Annotated in this window: 19 protein-coding genes; 14 read left to right on the forward strand and 5 right to left on the reverse strand. The window is 44.1% G+C overall.

The window, feature by feature from the left end:
* Positions 1–45: 45 nt before the first annotated feature.
* Positions 46–1,338 carry a sugar MFS transporter gene (locus HY58_RS08750; protein ID WP_039130595.1) on the reverse strand — a complete coding sequence of 431 codons (1,293 nt, stop codon included), beginning with the start codon at positions 1,336–1,338 and terminating at the stop codon, positions 46–48.
* 132 nt (positions 1,339–1,470) lie between these two features.
* On the opposite strand from HY58_RS08750, the gene HY58_RS08755 reads away from it, so the two are divergent.
* Together HY58_RS08755 and HY58_RS08760 are read left to right on the forward strand one after the other, a co-directional pair.
* Positions 1,471–2,703 (forward strand): TCR/Tet family MFS transporter, encoded by a 1,233-nt coding sequence (locus tag HY58_RS08755; protein WP_039130597.1) that lies wholly within the window; start codon positions 1,471–1,473, stop codon positions 2,701–2,703.
* Positions 2,704–2,891: 188 nt separating this feature from the next.
* Positions 2,892–3,209, forward strand: coding sequence for an RNA-binding protein (locus tag HY58_RS08760; protein ID WP_039130600.1), 318 nt, complete (start codon positions 2,892–2,894; stop codon positions 3,207–3,209).
* A 72-nt stretch (positions 3,210–3,281) separates the two neighbouring features.
* On the opposite strand, the gene HY58_RS08765 is transcribed toward HY58_RS08760, so the two are convergent.
* Positions 3,282–5,696, reverse strand: a complete 2,415-nt coding sequence (locus HY58_RS08765) for a hypothetical protein (protein ID WP_172644626.1) — start codon at positions 5,694–5,696, stop codon at positions 3,282–3,284.
* Positions 5,697–5,775: 79 nt separating this feature from the next.
* Positions 5,776–7,929, reverse strand: coding sequence for a S9 family peptidase (locus HY58_RS08770; protein WP_039130605.1), 2,154 nt, complete (start codon positions 7,927–7,929; stop codon positions 5,776–5,778).
* 72 nt (positions 7,930–8,001) lie between these two features.
* Between HY58_RS08770 and HY58_RS08775 the strand changes: the two genes are divergently transcribed.
* A complete protein-coding gene (locus tag HY58_RS08775) occupies positions 8,002–8,346 on the forward strand; it encodes a carboxymuconolactone decarboxylase family protein (RefSeq protein ID WP_039130607.1) in 345 nt (114 codons plus the stop codon).
* Position 8,347: 1 nt separating this feature from the next.
* Here HY58_RS08775 and HY58_RS08780 read toward each other — a convergent pair whose 3' ends face one another.
* The gene (locus HY58_RS08780; protein WP_039130609.1) at positions 8,348–9,367 is read right to left on the reverse strand and encodes a LacI family DNA-binding transcriptional regulator; all 1,020 of its coding nucleotides are present in this window, start codon (positions 9,365–9,367) and stop codon (positions 8,348–8,350) included.
* Between the two features lie 93 nt (positions 9,368–9,460).
* On the opposite strand from HY58_RS08780, the gene HY58_RS08785 reads away from it, so the two are divergent.
* From HY58_RS08785 to HY58_RS08795, 3 genes are all read left to right on the forward strand, one after another.
* Positions 9,461–10,498 (forward strand): 2-oxoacid:ferredoxin oxidoreductase subunit beta, encoded by a 1,038-nt coding sequence (locus tag HY58_RS08785; protein ID WP_039130612.1) that lies wholly within the window; start codon positions 9,461–9,463, stop codon positions 10,496–10,498.
* A gap of 407 nt (positions 10,499–10,905) precedes the next feature.
* Positions 10,906–11,520, forward strand: coding sequence for an L-threonylcarbamoyladenylate synthase (locus HY58_RS08790; protein ID WP_039130613.1), 615 nt, complete (start codon positions 10,906–10,908; stop codon positions 11,518–11,520).
* 3 nt (positions 11,521–11,523) lie between these two features.
* Complete coding sequence (locus HY58_RS08795) at positions 11,524–12,120, forward strand: GNAT family N-acetyltransferase (RefSeq protein WP_072037600.1); 597 nt, start codon at positions 11,524–11,526, stop codon at positions 12,118–12,120.
* Here the strand turns inward: HY58_RS08795 and HY58_RS08800 are convergent.
* Positions 12,115–12,732, reverse strand: a complete 618-nt coding sequence (locus HY58_RS08800) for a ribonuclease HII (protein ID WP_039130616.1) — start codon at positions 12,730–12,732, stop codon at positions 12,115–12,117. The genes HY58_RS08795 and HY58_RS08800 overlap by 6 nt on opposite strands.
* A 65-nt stretch (positions 12,733–12,797) precedes the next feature.
* Here HY58_RS08800 and HY58_RS08805 point away from each other — a divergent pair, with 65 nt between their 5' ends.
* From HY58_RS08805 to HY58_RS08840, 8 genes are all read left to right on the forward strand, one after another.
* Positions 12,798–13,439, forward strand: coding sequence for a Crp/Fnr family transcriptional regulator (locus HY58_RS08805; RefSeq protein WP_039130618.1), 642 nt, complete (start codon positions 12,798–12,800; stop codon positions 13,437–13,439).
* A gap of 116 nt (positions 13,440–13,555) precedes the next feature.
* On the forward strand, positions 13,556–14,971 hold the full coding sequence (locus tag HY58_RS08810) for a rhodanese-like domain-containing protein (RefSeq protein WP_039130621.1): 1,416 nt from the start codon (positions 13,556–13,558) through the stop codon (positions 14,969–14,971).
* Between the two features lie 21 nt (positions 14,972–14,992).
* A complete protein-coding gene (locus tag HY58_RS08815) occupies positions 14,993–15,277 on the forward strand; it encodes a rhodanese-like domain-containing protein (protein ID WP_039130623.1) in 285 nt (94 codons plus the stop codon).
* A 1-nt stretch (position 15,278) separates the two neighbouring features.
* Positions 15,279–15,584 (forward strand): rhodanese-like domain-containing protein, encoded by a 306-nt coding sequence (locus tag HY58_RS08820; protein WP_039130624.1) that lies wholly within the window; start codon positions 15,279–15,281, stop codon positions 15,582–15,584.
* Position 15,585: 1 nt separating this feature from the next.
* Entirely contained in the window at positions 15,586–15,834 is a 249-nt protein-coding gene (locus HY58_RS08825) for a hypothetical protein (RefSeq protein ID WP_039130627.1), read from the forward strand.
* A gap of 3 nt (positions 15,835–15,837) precedes the next feature.
* Positions 15,838–16,134 (forward strand): thioredoxin, encoded by a 297-nt coding sequence (gene trxA / locus HY58_RS08830; protein ID WP_039130630.1) that lies wholly within the window; start codon positions 15,838–15,840, stop codon positions 16,132–16,134.
* A gap of 52 nt (positions 16,135–16,186) precedes the next feature.
* Positions 16,187–16,756 (forward strand): YeeE/YedE family protein, encoded by a 570-nt coding sequence (locus HY58_RS08835; RefSeq protein ID WP_039130631.1) that lies wholly within the window; start codon positions 16,187–16,189, stop codon positions 16,754–16,756.
* Between the two features lie 14 nt (positions 16,757–16,770).
* Positions 16,771–17,289, forward strand: a complete 519-nt coding sequence (locus tag HY58_RS08840) for a DUF6691 family protein (protein WP_039130633.1) — start codon at positions 16,771–16,773, stop codon at positions 17,287–17,289.
* The last annotated feature ends 1 nt before the right edge of the window (position 17,290 follow it).

Raw genomic sequence — 17,290 nt, forward strand, 5'->3', positions numbered from 1 at the left:
TCCATTTAAGGTGGCGCATTTACGTTACCTATTCCCCTTTTCTATTCAGGATCGTGGAATGGTAGCAAGCGAACCCCTTCCGGCTTTGTGTCCAGCGAGGGCATAATAAAGTATATATACATAGGCGGGAAAGGAAACCATAAAAAAGGAGAGGTTATTGGGAAGTTTGAGGCTATCCTTCAGGAAGCCATACAATAACGGGAGCAGCGCTCCCCCGGCAATACCCATGATAAGCAGGGCAGATCCCACCTGTGTATGTTTACCAAGGCCATCAATGGCAAGCGGAAAAATGGCTGGCCACATCAGGGCATTGGCCAATCCAAGTAAAGCGATCAGTGTAATTGAAAGGTAGCCGTCTGAAAAATAGATCCCGCCACATATGATAAGTCCCAATAAAGCTGAAGCCTGCAGCGCTTTCTGCTGGCTGAGATAACGGGGTATGGTGAAAATGCCGATGATATATCCGAGCAACATAGCAAGCAGTGTGAATGTGGTAAAATATTTGGTCTGGTCGAGGCTCATGCCCATGGACTTCCCATAGGTGCCAATGGCATCTCCAGCAAGTACCTCCACGCCAACATAAAGGAAGAGGCAGGCTACTCCTAATAATAGGTGTGGATAGGAAAACACAGATGCTCGTGCTGTAGAAGAACTATTTTGTTCAGTCGCTTCCTTTCCGATCTCCGGAAGACGGGAGAAGTAGATGAGTAAGGAAAGGGCTACCAGGCAAATGGCTATAATGATATAGGGTGTGATTATACGTGAAGCCAACTCCTGGAGCAGTTGCTCTTTCAGGATGGGATCTGTTTCGGTAAGAACTTTGTTTTCGATGGCCTGAGCATTCTTCAGTACAATGGCGCCCAGTATGATAGGGCTCAATGCCCCGGCAACCTTATTGCAGATCCCCATAATACTGATTCTCCTGGCTGCACTTTCAATGGGTCCAATAATACTGATATAAGGATTAGACGCTGTTTGCAATAAGGCTAGTCCTGCACCCTGGATAAAGAGGCCAGTTAGAAAGAGGGGGAAGCTCCTGCTATTTGCTGCCGGGATAAAAATAAGGGAGCCAATTGCCATAACCGCCAGCCCTAATGCCATACCTTTTTTGTAACCCGAAATTTTTAAAATCGCTGCCGATGGGAGCGCCAGGAAAAAATAAGCCATATAAAAGGCGAAGGTTACAAAGAAGGCCTGTATATCATTTTCCAGCTGGCATGCGAGCTTCAGAAAAGGTATAAGCGTACCATTCAACCAGGTTATGAAGCCAAATGAGAAAAACAGAATCCCTATGATTACGATGGCATAGCTGGCAGAGGCTGATTTGGTGTTGGACATCAGTGTTGGTTTTATTCTTTTCCCAAAATAGGCAATCGGGTGTTCATAAATTGATAAGAAGGCGGGTCAATCGATTGCATATTTTTGCGGGCCTCCGGATATGAATGATTATATGCGGGGTTAACAAGATTTATGGCAAGTAACAGGAAAGCGGCGCTGGGATTTATTTTTGTAACGATTCTTATCGATGTGATAGGCCTTGGTATCATTATACCGGTGGTACCTCAACTGATCACCAACCTGATTAAGGGTGATATGAGTGAGGCCTCCAGGTATGGCGGATGGCTGGGCTTTGCCTATGCCATCATGCAATTTGTATTTGCCCCGGTACTGGGGAATCTGAGTGACAGATATGGACGGAGACCTGTTCTCCTTCTTTCCTTATTGGGTTTTGGAATCGATTATATTTTCGTGGCATTTGCACCAACCATTGGCTGGCTATTTCTGGGGCGTATCATTGCCGGTATTTTTGGTGCCAGCATTACCACGGCCTCTGCCTATGTTGCAGATATTAGTACTTCGGAAAACAGGGCACAGAATTTCGGAATGATAGGTGCGGCTTTTGGGATGGGCTTCATCATAGGCCCGGTGATCGGAGGCTTACTGGGTGAGCATGGCGCAAGACTTCCCTTTCTGGCCGCCGCTGCATTAAGTCTGCTTAATGTGATCTATGGTTATTTTGTACTGCCTGAATCATTACCCGTTGAAAAGCGCCGGCCCTTTCAATGGAAAAGAGCTAACCCGGTAGGATCTTTCAGGCAGTTAAAAAAATATCCGGCAATCTCCGGACTGGTGGCTTCGCTCACGCTAATTTATATTGCTGTTCATGCGGTACAGAGCACCTGGACCTTTTATACCATTGAAAAGTTTGGGTGGACCGAAAAGATAATCGGTTATTCATTAGGGTTGATCGGATTGATGATCGCCATTGTACAGGGCGGTCTGATCAGAATTGCAATACCCCGGCTGGGTAATGAACGAAGTGTCTATATTGGTCTCTTATTTTATAGTGTTGGATTTCTGCTATTTGCTTTTGCCGGGAGTAGCTGGATGATGTTTGTTTTTACAGTGGTCTATTGCCTGGGAGGTATTTTTGGTCCAGCTATGCAGGGGATCATTTCTTCAAGCGTGCCCGCCAATGAACAAGGAGAGTTACAGGGTGCGCTTACCGCACTGATGAGTGCAACCTCAATAGTAGGACCCCCACTGATGAATAATCTCTTTTCCTATTTCACCAGGCCGGGGACGTCCTTTCGTTTTCCGGGAGCACCCTTCGCCATGGCCGCCCTGTTGGTATTAATAAGCGCTGCGCTGGCCTACAGAAGTTTGCATAGTACCATTATGTTACAGAAAAAGCATAGGTAGCACTTACACTTAATAGTTGATTAACAGGAATAAATTTGTGGCGCAACATTAAAGCTGTACATTTGCGTCGTTATTGAGTTAAGGATCCCGGCTTTGGATCGAGTTATTCTGCTACGCATTTTCTGCTATCTGGTAATTTTCCCGCCCGAATCGTTTCGCTCATTTTTTATTTATTTTTTTATTTTAGTATGAACATTTACGTTTCAAATCTGAGCTTCAATGTTGAAGACGAAGATCTTAGAGAGTTTTTCGCTGAGTATGGCGAAGTAACCTCTGCCCGTGTAATCATGGACAAATTCACCAACAAGAGCCGTGGTTTCGGTTTTGTTGAAATGTCTGATGACGAAGCTGCCCAGAAAGCAATCGCTGAACTGGATGGTGGTATGGTTGAAGGTCGCGCTATCCGCGTATCAGTTGCTAAGCCCCGCGAAGAGCGCAGCAACACTGGTAACGGTGGTGGTGGCGGTCAACGTCGTTCTTTCAGCAACAGCGGAAGCCGTTGGTAAGATCGAAGATGACCTGAGGGTCATCTCCCAAAAATTTAGCAGGCCATTCCTTTTTTGGAATGGCCTGTTTTTTTATTCAATGATTTTCTCAATTCTTGTAAGCTTCCCCTGTGCATTCACACCTTCTACAACTATGCGCAACCTCTTGCTGATATCATTGTTGTAAACGTCATAAAAAATTCTTCGGTTATTCCTGTCTGTGAAAACATTTGGATTCCAGTACAGGGTAGGACGATTATCCTCATTGCTATGTTCCGGTTCTACCTTTGAGTAATCGGGCGAATAGAATTGTTTTTCCGGCAAGTAGCCCGGCACATTTGTAAAATCCAATCCTTTAACATTATCATTTGCCGCCGCGCCCTTTTTTGTATACACCGCAATGGCGCCACCACCACCGCCTGTGCCCCCAAAAAATGGTGGCCGGAACACTTTGATCATAGCAACATCACTCATCGAGGTATTTTGAAGCACATCCATCTGCGATTGCATTTCATTAAGGAATAAAGATGGCGAACCTCCTCTCCAGCTTAGCTGGGTATTTTGCCCGGCCCCGGTGATCTGTAATCCAGCTACTTTTCCTTGCAGATATTGGAATACAGACATTGCCGAATTTGCTGTGGGATCATCTTCCATGATAAAAGTATAACCATCCTGGCCTTTGAAAAATCCACTTGCATATTCTTCATCCATCTTTTCCTTCTTCGATTTTGTTCTGGCCACAACCGTTACCCCTGCCAGGGTCTGCACTTTGCGGCGTTCTTCTTCCTGCATTATATTTTTGCGGGCCATGTCGCGGTTCAGGCGGTAGAAGCTGCTGTCCTGCCTTCCCCAACTGGGGGTCCAGGCTGCTGCTGCTTTGAACGAAGGTGCTACCTGCAAAAAATCACCTTTTATATTAATAAGTGCCTTTGAGCTTAAAATTTTGTTCTGGTCATTATTGAACTGGTAGTACATTTTCGCTGTATCATAAAAGATCAAACCAGGAATACTGAATTTACCTTCGGTGCTCACCGGAATCACCATCACCTGCTGGCTGCCATTTTTAAGGGTAAAAATTCCAGTGAGTTCCTTTTGGGTTAATTCGGATTTCGAGAGCCCCATTACCGCCCCATTAATAGTAAGGTAATCCTCTACCGGATGTTTAATGACAGGCCATTTATCTGCAAGAATATCTTCCCATTTAAATCTCCTCCAGCCATTTGTCATCATTACAAGATCAAGGTTTCGTGACACCGATTCTGATTCACTCGAAAAATAGTACCCCGGATTATGAACATATCCCCTGATATCACTGGCAAGCAGAAGGTGAGAGTAAATATCCTGGTCACTTTCATGTGGTGGATTGATAGTTGCATCGGTAACTGATATGCTCAGATTGCATTCAACAGTATCCGGAACATCGATCTGAATCACATTCCTTGCCCTTTTATCTGTTCCTTTTAATGGAATATTGAGGTCGGTGATGAAATAGTAATCCTGGTGATTCACAAAAGCGATCCTTTCTGCCAGTGGTTTTCCTTCCTCACTAAAAACAGTAACCTGTGTTATGCCCGTGGGAAGTATCTCGCCGGGGATTACTGCTTTCACCTCTGCAGAGCGGGTAAGATTTACCTTGGCCTGGTAAAGCAATTGCTGTTGCGACTGCGCAACCAGTACCACGGAAGGCACTTCAGTGGCAGCCGCATTTCGCCTCACTGTGAATTGAAGTCCGCCATCAACATTGTTTATTTCAAGTACCAACCCGGTTTTCTGTATCGCAGGTAGTTTTACCTGCTGGAGTTTTCCAGTGGGGTCTTTGAAGGATGCCGTATAGGTTTCCCCTAAATCAGGAGTGATACTGAACTTGCCCATCCCATCATGCTGGGTAGTAAAGCTTGCATGCTTTTTTCCCTTTGAATCTGTAATATCTCCGGCAATGGTTACAGGGATACCATTTCCATCCGTTGCTTTGAACGCTACTCTTGATTGTACGCCCGCCACCAGATCGCCCCCTTCAGGGAAAAAGTTGAGCTTTGTAACAGCAACAGTTTTTTTTGCTACTGCAATGGAAGAATTCCTCACTGAGAGAACGGGAATTGTTTTTGTATAGAGGAAAGCAGAGTCGAAATTCAGCATCCATCGGGTATAAGCACGAACGTATACAATGGAGTCGGTGATACTTGCCGGAATTTCAAAGGAAGATGCTGCCCCGGCCTTAATGATTGGCGTAATATGCCTTTGTAATAGCTCTCCCTTTTCATTCAGTAATTCAGAATAGAGGTTGCGGCTAAAGGGGGAAGCATTATTTCCTACCTGTACATAGGCCTTGAACCAGATGGTTTCACCGGGATTGTAGGCTGATTTATCAAAATGCAGGTATAGCTTTTCCTGAGGGTAATTTGCGTCGAGTTGGGCCAATGCCGAATCATATTTTTGCGCCTGGCCCAATATTGCTGAGAGAACCAACATTGTAATTAGAACAGTGGCCCGAATTTGTCGTCTTTTCATATCTGTACGCTTCAACATAGTCGGCAATATCCTAAATTTTTACGCAACCGGCGAGGCCCACCTTCAGCAGAAGTAATTTTTATCTAAACCTTTCGAAAAACTCCCAGGTCCTCAATAGTTGGTCCATTCGTTGCCGGTTATTTCCGCTTCGGGTGATCTCATGCGTAGCACCCGGATGCCGCACATATTCCACTGGTCGCCCCAAAACTTTAAGGCTTTTATAGATTTGTTCGCTTTGAATAACGCCGGTACGAAGGTCATTCTCTCCATGGAAAATGATATAAGGTGTAGTGATGTTCCCCACATAGTTGATGGGTGATTCGCGCTCAAGAACTTCCCTTGTCTTCGGCTCCCAGGGATACCCGTCAAAATAGTTGGGTACCAGCCGCCATGCATTGCCTTCCCCAAAAAAAGTTTCCAGGTCATAAACCCCGCGCTGGCTGCAGGCTGCCCTGAACCTCTTGTCGTGGGCTATAATATATGCTACCAGGTATCCGGCATAGGATCCTCCAGTAATATATAAGTTACTGGTATCAGCCCACCCTTCACTAACTGTTTTGTCGAGCGCCGTAAGTACATCACTCATTGGACCTTTGCCCCAATCGTTTTTATTGGCAACCAGGAAGTCAAGGCCATAACCACCTGATCCGCGGGGATTGCTGTATACAACACCATATCCCTTACTACTCCAGTACTGGAATTCATGCCACATGGAACTTTCGCCGGGTCCCCACATAGCAGCCGGCCCACCATGGATCTGTAGCAGGAGAGGATATTTTTTGCCTGCAATATAATTGGCCGGTTTCATGATCCAGTATTCAACTGTGAGTCCTTTGTCATTTACAAAACTTTGTTTAACCGGCTCTGAAATAGATTTCCTGTTAACCCAGTTGCTGTTGAAATTACTTATCCTCTTCTCATTTTTGCCATCCTGGTCAGCAACATAAATATCAAAGGGATTTTTTACCATGGTCTTCACATAAACCAACCGGTTACCTGCCACATCAAATGAGCCTATGCCTTCCTCATTACTTCCCAGGAATTGTTGAGTTCGGGTTTTTAGGTCGTATCTCAATATGCGCACGCCACCGTTGCCCGGAATATTAGCAAATAACAATTCATCTCCTTTCCAGGCGAGGCCACCGGCATTACGGTCAACAGAAATATTTATGAGGTCTTTTTCACTCCCATCGGCAGGCAGGATGGCAAGCGTCGGGATAGTAACATAGCCAACACCACCATGTTGAAGAGCGATCCACTTACCTGTAGCGGAAACCCGGGCACCGGTAAAACGGTAATCATTTTTTGCAAGAAGAGGTGAGAACCCACTGCCATCTGAATTCACCCGGTAAATGGCTGTGGCTAAGGAACGGTCGGGATGGGCGCTTCCACCAATTCCACCTTCCACAATTAGCTTCACATTTGTCAGGAATTGTGGATTATTAAATGAATTAAAACCTTTGGTGAGCTGTTGTTCACGGGCATTTTCACTGGCGGAAATAATAAAAACATGCGACCGGTTCATTTCGCCGCTGGTAGATGATTCGCCCTGAAATTGCAAGCGGTTTATGACCTTGGCTTTCTTGTCCTGTTCATTCTTTTTGAGCCAGGCTCTTACCTCTTCGAAGGATCCATCAGGGTCAGCAGTTTTATTGCCCGCTACCAGAAAATCATTATTGCTAAATCCCGGCTTTTCGATTGACCATTCCGGTGATTGTTTACCCGGATTGAAAAGAGAATCAGTGGCCAGTTCCGTTAAGCTAGCCGATGAAACAAATGCGATCTGTTTACTATCAGGGCTCCAAACAGGTGAGGATGCTCCATATCTGTTATGGGTAAGCTGAATAGCTTCTCCACCATCCATTTGTAAAAGGAATAGTTGAGATTTTCCATCCACCTGGCGGGTAAACACGATCCTTTTCCCATCCGGACTAACTGCCATTTGGGAAGATGATTCTTTTGACGCGGTAAGCTGACGGGGGGCAGCACTGCCATCTGTATTTACCATCCATACTTGTGTTCGATATTGATATTCCCATTTCTTATCAGCTTCCGATTCGATATTGGTTAGCGTGAAATAGGCTTGTTTACCATCAGGTGACAACTGAATATTAGCGGGCTGGCTTATCCGAAGCATATCAGTGAGCAGAACAGCAGAACTGTCAGGCTTTCTGCTCTGTGCCGACGCAAAGCTTAAGCTGAAAAGAAATGATAGCAGGATGGTGAATTTCATATTCGCGCTTTTGTCTAATATACGAAACAGCAGCTTGCAGTTCCTTAGATTTGCAGGGTTAAAAATTGAAACATGAGTCAGCTGGTAAAAGAATTCAACGAATATCGCGAGAAGATGAACGAGGTGATCCTCAGCAAGAATAACCTTGTGATGAAAAGGCTTTGGAACCTTGATACAAACACTTATGATGAGGGCGCCCTTGATAAGAAAACAAAGGAGATGCTTGGACTGGTGGCTAGTATGGTGTTACGTTGTGATGATTGTATAAAATATCATGTTGGCAAATGTCATGAGTTAGGTATCACCACAGAACAGCTTTATGAGATCTTCGCTGTTGCTAATATAGTAGGAGGAACTATTGTTATTCCGCATACAAGGAGAGCAGCGGAATATTGGGAAGAGTTGCAAACAGCCTGAGTTATCGCTTATGCACCACCAACTCCCCCTGGATCTGAATATTTTCAGGGGGAAGGGGCTCATCACCGGTATTATTGAGTTGATTCAATAAAAGTTCAGCCGCTTTGGCGCCTTGTTTTTTAGGGTATTGCTCAATTGAAGCCATGGGTGGATTCTCGAGGTAGTTCGTAATTGGCAGGTTAGCATAACTTACGAAAAAGATATCCTTGTTATTCCGGATCTTCTTCTTTTTGCAATACTGGATGGCATCCAGTGCAACATAGTCATTGATAGCCAGAATGGCTGTGGGGGGCTGTTTGAGGCTTAACAGGGATTCCATGGCTTCAGCGGTTCCTTCCTTGGTAAGATCACAGTATGCCACCAGGCTCAGGTCTATCTTCAGCCTTTTTTTCTGCATCACCTCCATATAGGTGTCAGTGCGTTCTTTGGAGGATTTCATTTCAACAGGACCATTGATAATACCGATGCGGCGATGGCCTTTTTCCATCAGGTAGGTAATTGCCTGGTGTGTGCCTTGTGGCATATCAAAGGCAACTTTATTATATTGGTTTGAAGCAGGTACCCTGTCGAAAAATACTACCGGGATCTGGTACTTTTCGAGAGCAGTGAAATGGTCGAGATTGCGGGTGTGTTTTGAAAGTGAAACGATGATACCATCAACCCGCTGGTTTTTCATGGCCGTGATTATTGTCTTCTCTCTTTCCACATCATCATGACTCTGACCAATAAGCACATTATATTTTTGACTGTTGGCAACCTCCTCGATACCACTAATAGCACCGGCAAAGAAATCTTCAATCAGGAAGGGGAGTACAACACCAATGGTAAATGTTTTACGCTGTTTAAAGAAAATAGCCGTCTGATTAGGTTCATATCCTAGTTCTGCGGCCAGCTGCTGAACCCTTGTGCGTGTACGCAAACCTATGCTGGGGTGATCATGCAATGCCCTCGAAACTGTTGAAACAGAAATGTTCAGTTGCTCGGCAATTTCTTTAATAGTGGGTAATTTCTTATTTATCATGCTATTAATGATCGATTAAATGTAAAGATAATTGGCCAATCAGCTGCGTCGTGAACCCGGGGTTCTCCCTACCTTTGTTTATTATTTGACTTTATGAGTACTACTGAAGCAACACCCTCACCGGCCCTGACAGCCAAAGATTTTGCCACTGACCAGGAAGTACGTTGGTGCCCTGGTTGTGGTGATTACTCCATTCTTGCGCAGGTTCAGAAGATCATGCCGGGTATTGGTGTTCCCAGGGAAAATATTGTGATCATTTCAGGGATCGGCTGCAGCAGCCGCTTTCCTTATTATATGAATACGTATGGAATGCATTCCATCCATGGCCGCGCTACCGCGGTTGCCAGTGGATTAAAAGCTGCACGCCCTGAACTTAGCGTTTGGATTGTAACGGGTGATGGAGACGGATTGAGCATCGGTGGTAACCATACCATACACCTGCTTCGCAGGAATTTTGATGTAAACATTCTGCTTTTCAATAACCAGATTTATGGATTAACCAAGGGTCAATATTCCCCAACCTCCGAACAACAAAAGGTTACCAAGAGTACTCCATTCGGGTCTATTGACCATCCTTTCAATCCGCTGGCACTGGCCATGGGAGCCGATGCCAGCTTTATTGCAAGGAGCATGGACAGAGACCCTAAACACCTGCAGGATATGCTGGTAAGAAGTCATAAACACAGGGGGTCGTCTTTCCTGGAGATCTACCAGAACTGCAACATATTCAATGATGGCGCCTTTGAGATCTTTACCGAGAAATCAACCAAACCCGAACATGGTCTTTTCCTTGAACAGGGTAAACCGCTGCTTTTTGGCGCTAACAAAGAAAAGGGAATAAAGCTTGATGGATTGAAACCGGTAGTTGTAGAACTTACCCAGGGGGCAAGTGCCGATGATTGCTGGATACATGATGAACGCGATTTCTTTAAAGCACAATTGCTGGTTCGTCTGTTTGATAATCCAAGAATTGAAGGACATATGCCAAGGCCATTCGGGGTATTTTTTGAAACGGAGCGAGCCTGTTATGAAGATGTAATGGCTATGCAGATCGACGATACCATTGCCCAGAGAGGCAAGGGCGACCTTGATAAACTGCTCCGGGGTAGGGAAGTTTGGACAATCAGCTAATTTGTAGATATAAATCGGTTGGGCAGATAGGTTAGTTACCTGTTTGCCCTTTTTTATGCCTTATAAAGTCAAAAAAAATGCCAGCGATTGAGATCGCCGGCCTGTGCTTACCTCTGAAACCACAAAAAGAAAGAGGTGATATATTGGTTTTCAATTAATCAATACAATTTATCACGCCATAGGCGGACATCAATGAAAAATTCAAAGGGAGAATTTGATCGGGATGGCTTTTACTGGATAGTGGTCAGGAGAGGAAAAGGTGATGGCGTAAATTTATAACCTGTTTATTGATATTGCAAGTGTTATTAAAAATAAATTATCTTTTTTTTAGCATAGTTACAAAACCTGACCTAATCTATATAGAAAGCCCTGCTGCTCAACCTTCCTGTTTATGCTTAACTTAGGGCATGCTTATTCACGTGCATCCTGATAATCCACAACCCAGGGCTATCAATACTATTATAGAGACGCTGAGGGCAGGTGGGGTGATCATCTATCCCACTGATACCATTTATGGAATTGGCTGTGATATCTTTCAACCTAAGGCCATCGAAAGAATATGCCGCATCAAGCAAGTGGCGCCCCAGAAGGCCCAACTATCGTTCATTTGTTATGACTTAAGTGACATGAGCCAGTATACGAAAAGCATATCCACACCTCTTTACCGCATATTAAAAAGCTATTTGCCAGGTCCATACACTTTTATTTTACCAGCAAGTAAGGAAGTGCCCAGGCTTTTGAAGAGCAAGAAAGATACTATCGGCCTTCGGGTACCCGAAAACAATATCGCCCGAACTATCATAAAAGAATTGGGAAGGCCTATTCTTAGTGCCTCTTTGCCGGGTGAGATGATCGAGGAGTATACTGATCCTGAACTTATGCAGGAAAACTTTGGCAACCTCGTTGACCTGGTAGTGGATGGTGGAATTGGCGGCTGGATACCTTCCACTATTATTGATTGCACCCAGGAGCCCCCTGTAGTGCTCAGGCAGGGTGCAGGTGTTTGGGAAGAAACAGAATAATACATGCAAAACTTCGAAACATACTTTCCACCTTCCCTCATGCTAATGACCGAGCGGGTATTGTTGCGTAAACTTGAAGATGACGATGCTGAAAAACTTTTTGCGATAGCACAGGAACCATCCCTTTTTACCTGGTTCACCCGTTACCTTAATGAAAGGGAAGGAATGGATGGCTGGATAGACGAGGCGAAGTTCCATTACCAGCAAAGAATAAGATTTCCCTTTGTTGTGTCTTTAAAAGATAAAGACACTATTTGCGGGAGTACAAGCCTGGGGAATATTTCATTCCCCGACAAAAGAGTCGAAATCGGGTGGACCTGGTATGGGGACACTTACCGGGGAACAGGTATCAATACTCATTGTAAATTACTGTTGATGCAGTATGCATTTGATTCTATGGAGTTTGAAAGAGTGGAACTGAAAACGGATGCATTAAACCTAAGATCCAGGGCCGCTATGAAAAAACTTGGACTGATTGAAGAAGGAACATTGCGTAGTCACATGAGTATGCCCGGTGGGCGAAGACGTGATTCGGTGTATTATAGTGTGATAAAATCCGAATGGCCTGCTATGCGTAGGAGGTTGCTCGAAATGTTATGATGATAATCCTTCAAAACAAAATTCTTTCTGAACCGGAAGTATATTAAAACTTCTGCGGTGGTAGGAACAAAGGCCATGAGATTCAATTGCAATGCGATGTTCTGGTGTTCCATATCCCTTATTCTGTTTCCAATTGTAAGAAGGGAACTGCTCATGCAGCCGTATCATATGGTCATCGCGGTAGGTCTTGGCCAGAATGCTCGCTGCGGCAATGGAGGTATAAGTGGCATCCCCTTTTACAATACAATGATATGGAAGGCTGCCATAAGGCCTGAACATATTACCGTCAATCAATAAAAGGCCGGGTGTGGGGTGTAATGCTTCAATAGCCCGGTGCATGGCCAGCCAGGAGGCCTGCAGAATATTGATGCGGTCAATTTCCTCTTCGCACACTGACGCTACAGAATATGCAATGGCTTTCTTTTCAATCACTTCCCGGAGCATATATCGCTGATCTTCCTTCACCTGCTTTGAATCATTTAGAAGGGGATGCCTGAAATTACGGGGAAGTATAACCGCCGCGGCAAAAACAGGGCCTGCATAACAGCCTCTTCCTGCTTCATCGCAGCCCGCTTCAAGCAGTTGATCCTGGTAGTACTTTTTGAGTGCCATCTTGCGCTCAAATGTAGAAAGAATCTTTTGTTGTAATTTCAATGTCACGCAAAAACTGTCCACATATGTCCAACACCGCCATTGACCAAACCTTCCCTGAATTTGAAGAAGCACTAAAGGAGGATATCGAGAAGAATAGTGAGATCCGTACTTTCAGAGCAGGAGAGCAATTGATGAGGACTGGTCAGTATTTCAGAAGTACCATGCTGATAATTGATGGACTCGTGAAAGTTTACCGGGAGGATGATGCGGGTAATGAATATTTCATGTATTACCTTAAACCGGGACAAGCCTGCGCACTCAGCATGGTATGTGCGGCTAAACGTGAAACCAGTGAGATAATGGCCAAGGCAGTTAAGGATACCGAAGTAATTGCACTACCACTTTCTTACATGGATGAATTCATGAGTAAATATAAGTCATGGTATCATTTTGTGCTGGAGACTTATAGATCCAGATTTGAGGAATTACTGGTTACCATTGATCACATAGCATTCCGGGCAATGGATGAAAGGCTGGAATTCTACCTGATTAAACACCAGCAAACACTCAAAAACAATATAGTACAGCTCAGCCATCAGGAAATTGCTGATGAGCTAAATTCTTCCAGAGAAGTAATATCCCGCTTGCTCAAGAAAATGGAACAAATGGGAAAGGTGCGTCTTCACCGCAATGCTATTGAGATTATCAGCCTGGGATCGATATGATATGATGATTTCAATCCATTCTACCGCCCCCTCCGCCATAGTATGTGACAAAAGTCATAGATAACCCTGTATATCCACTGCAATTTTGCGATATCAAAGGCTAAAACACTTTCAGTATGAAAATTGAACAAATTTATACCGGATGTCTGGCACAGGGTGCGTATTACGTGGAGAGCGATGGCGAAGCTGTTGTGATAGACCCGCTTCGCGAAGTGCAGCCCTATATTGATCGTTCAGACAAGGATGGCGCTAAGATCAAGTATGTTTTTGAGACCCATTTTCACGCTGATTTTGTGAGTGGTCATCTTGATCTTTCAAGGAAAACAGGAGCAACAATTGTTTATGGACCAACTGCAAGCCCTAGCTTTGATGCACATATTGCTTACGACGGCGAAGTGTTCAAGGTAGGGAAGCTTAGTTTCGTTGTACTTCATACTCCAGGCCATACGATGGAAAGCTGCTCTTATCTTTTAAGAGACGAGCAGGGAAAAGATATTGGCCTTTTTTCCGGCGATACTTTATTTATAGGTGATGTGGGAAGGCCCGATCTTGCCCAGAAGGCAGCACATATGACGCAGGAGCAACTTGCGGAAACCCTTTATGATTCATTGCGGAATAAGATCATGCCACTTGCTGATGATATCATTGTTTATCCCGCCCATGGCGCAGGTAGTGCATGTGGTAAGAATATGAGTAAGGAAACAACAGATACTCTTGGTCACCAGAAAGCAAGTAATTATGCTCTCAGGGCGAATATGACGAGGGAAGAATTTGTTAAAGAGGTTACTACCGGACTAATGCCTCCTCCAGCCTATTTTCCGCTCAACGTGATGATGAATAAACAGGGCTATGATAGCATAGACGAGGTGCTGAAACGCGGACAGCATGCGCTTAGCGCGGAGGGATTTGAAGTTGCAGCCAATGAAACCGGCGCTCTTATCCTTGATACACGTGATCCACAAGTATTTGCGAAGGGCTTTGTTCCCAATTCCATCAATATTGGAATTGACGGCAATTTCGCTCCCTGGGTAGGTGCATTGATACCGGATGTAAAACAGGAGCTATTGATTGTGGCTGAGCCCGACCGTGTTGAAGAAGTGATTACCAGACTTGCACGCGTAGGATATGATTATACTATAGGATACCTCGAAGGTGGATTTGAAACATGGCTAAGAGCAGGTAAGGAATATGATAGTATAAAATCTGTAACAGCAGAAGAATTGGCGGAGATAGCAGGCCATGAGAAGATTAATATCCTTGATGTCAGGAAAAACAGTGAGTACCAGAGCGAACACCTCGCTGATGCAGAAAACGCACCCCTTGATTTTGTCAATGAAAGCATGCTGCAGGTAGACAAAAACAAACAGTACTATGTTCATTGTGCCGGAGGGTATCGGTCAATGATTTTTAATTCAATTCTTCGCGCTCGTGGATATGACAACCTGATAGATGTAAAAGGCGGATTCAAGCAACTAAAAGAGACGGGAAAGTTTGCAGTAACTGATTATGTATGCCCCTCAACATTGCTTTAAAAATTAAATCGAATTAGTGGAATGAAAACAATAAAGGAATTATTAAGAGATCAGAATGCTACTGTTGTTGATGTACGCAGCGAGGAGGAATTTAATTTGTCACATCATCCCGGTGCCATCAACATACCTCTTGACCAGGTACAGCAACGTGCAGATGAGTTAGGGTCTATGTCAAAGCCATTGATCTTGTATTGCCGTTCGGGCAACCGGTCTGGTATTGCACAGGCTATACTCAAACAACTCGGCGTGTTGGAAGTGTATAATGGAGGAGGATTGGAAGATATGGCTCAATCATTAAAGAAATGATATGTTTGATTTTATAAAAAGGATATTCGGTTCAGGAACTGATTTTAAGGCTTTAAGAGCAAAGGGTGCTGTTATTATTGATGTACGCACTCCCGGAGAATTCATGGCTGGACATTTAGAAGATTCAGTGAATATTCCGCTTGACTCATTGAAATCTCAACTCCCGGTTCTGAAGAAGAAATCACAGCCAATAATAACTGTTTGCAGATCAGGGGCACGAAGTGGTGTTGCTGTTACACAATTAAAGCAGGCAGGTATTGAAGCATATAATGGAGGAGCATGGATATCACTTAAACAAAAAATTTAGCATGAGAGAAACAATTTTGACGGGATGGAATTGGATGCGTTGGCTGCGTTTTGCCATAGGTGCTTATGCACTAGTTCAATCGGTAATAGAAAAGGAGCCCTTGTTGGCTGTTGCCGGGATATTCCTCCTGGGCATGTCAATATTTAATATTGGTTGCTGTGCTGGTGGCGTATGTGCTGCGCCCAGGAATATCAAAAGCGGAAAAGATGAGATTGTTCAATATGAAGAAATAAAAAGCGATAAACAATAATCAATGGCAACCTTTCAGGAAATAATACAATCAGAAAAGCCGGTGCTGGTTGACTTCTTTGCAGAATGGTGCGGTCCCTGTAAAATGATGGCACCCATACTGAAGAATGTTAAAGAAAGTGTTGGCAGTGCAGTAACCATCATTAAAGTGGATGTTGACAAGAATCCTGAAGCTGCAAGGCAGTTTGGAATTCAGGGCGTACCCACTCTTATGGTATTTCAAAAAGGGCAGGTAAAATGGCGGCAGAGTGGAGTAGTTCCTGCAAAACAACTTGAACAGGTACTTGAGAAATACAGGTAAGTCTTTATAAGCAGAATAATATCATCAACAACAAACATAAAACAGATAATATATGAATTTTATAGAATGGATCAAACAGCCATGGCCCTGGTATGTAGCCGGGCCACTCATTGGATTAACAGTTCCCACCTTACTGATCATGGGTAACAAATCATTTGGCATTTCCTCTTCTCTTCGCCATGTTTGTGCTGCATGTTTCCCCTCCAAAATTCCATTCTTCCAGTATGACTGGAAGAAAGAACTCTGGAATATGTTTTTTGTGGTAGGCATCCTGCTGGGAGGCATTCTCACAGCAGCATTCCTATGGAACCCGGAGCCAATACAAGTGCATGCTAATCTTGCCAATGAATTATCAGGATATGGTATCACCAATTATACCGGCCTGGTACCGGTTGATGTATTCAACTGGCCGGCACTATTTACATTAAGAGGATTCATTATGATGGTAGCAGGTGGACTACTAGTTGGCTTTGGAACAAGGTATGCAGGTGGTTGTACATCAGGTCATGCAATCATGGGGATTAGTAACCTTCAAATGCCTTCCTTAATTGCCACTTGTTGTTTTATGGCAGGTGGATTTATCATGGCAAACCTTGTACTTCCATTCATTCTTTCACTATAACCCAGCATATTATTATGTCAACTAATACAACATTTGTAGAAGCAAAAACACCCAATACTGATTTTGAAGTTCGTTCTCTTGATACCATGTGCGTCAATGATACGAAAAGGCAGGAACCATGGTACAGCAATATTAAGTATCTGGTACTTGGAGTAATTTTCGGAATTGTGTTTACAAAGGCTGAAGTGATCTCATGGTTTAGAATCCAGGAAATGTTCCGTCTGCAGAGTTTTCATATGTATGGTGTCATCGGATCTGCCATTGCCGTTGGTATGCTCTCCATCTTTATTATCAAGCGGTTTAATATTAAAACCATACATGGTGAAAAGATAGAGTTTCATGATAAGAAATTCAACAAGGGACAGATCTATGGGGGCTTGATCTTTGGTTTCGGCTGGGCAATAACCGGTGCTTGTCCCGGACCACTATTTGCACAGATCGGAACAGGCGCAACAGTAATTATTGTTACACTTATCAGTGCAATTGCTGGTACCTGGATTTATGGAAAGTTTCGTGATAAATTACCCCACTAAT

The sequence above is a fragment of the Flavihumibacter sp. ZG627 genome, from assembly GCF_000814325.1.
Taxonomy (GTDB): Bacteria; Bacteroidota; Bacteroidia; order Chitinophagales; family Chitinophagaceae; genus Flavihumibacter.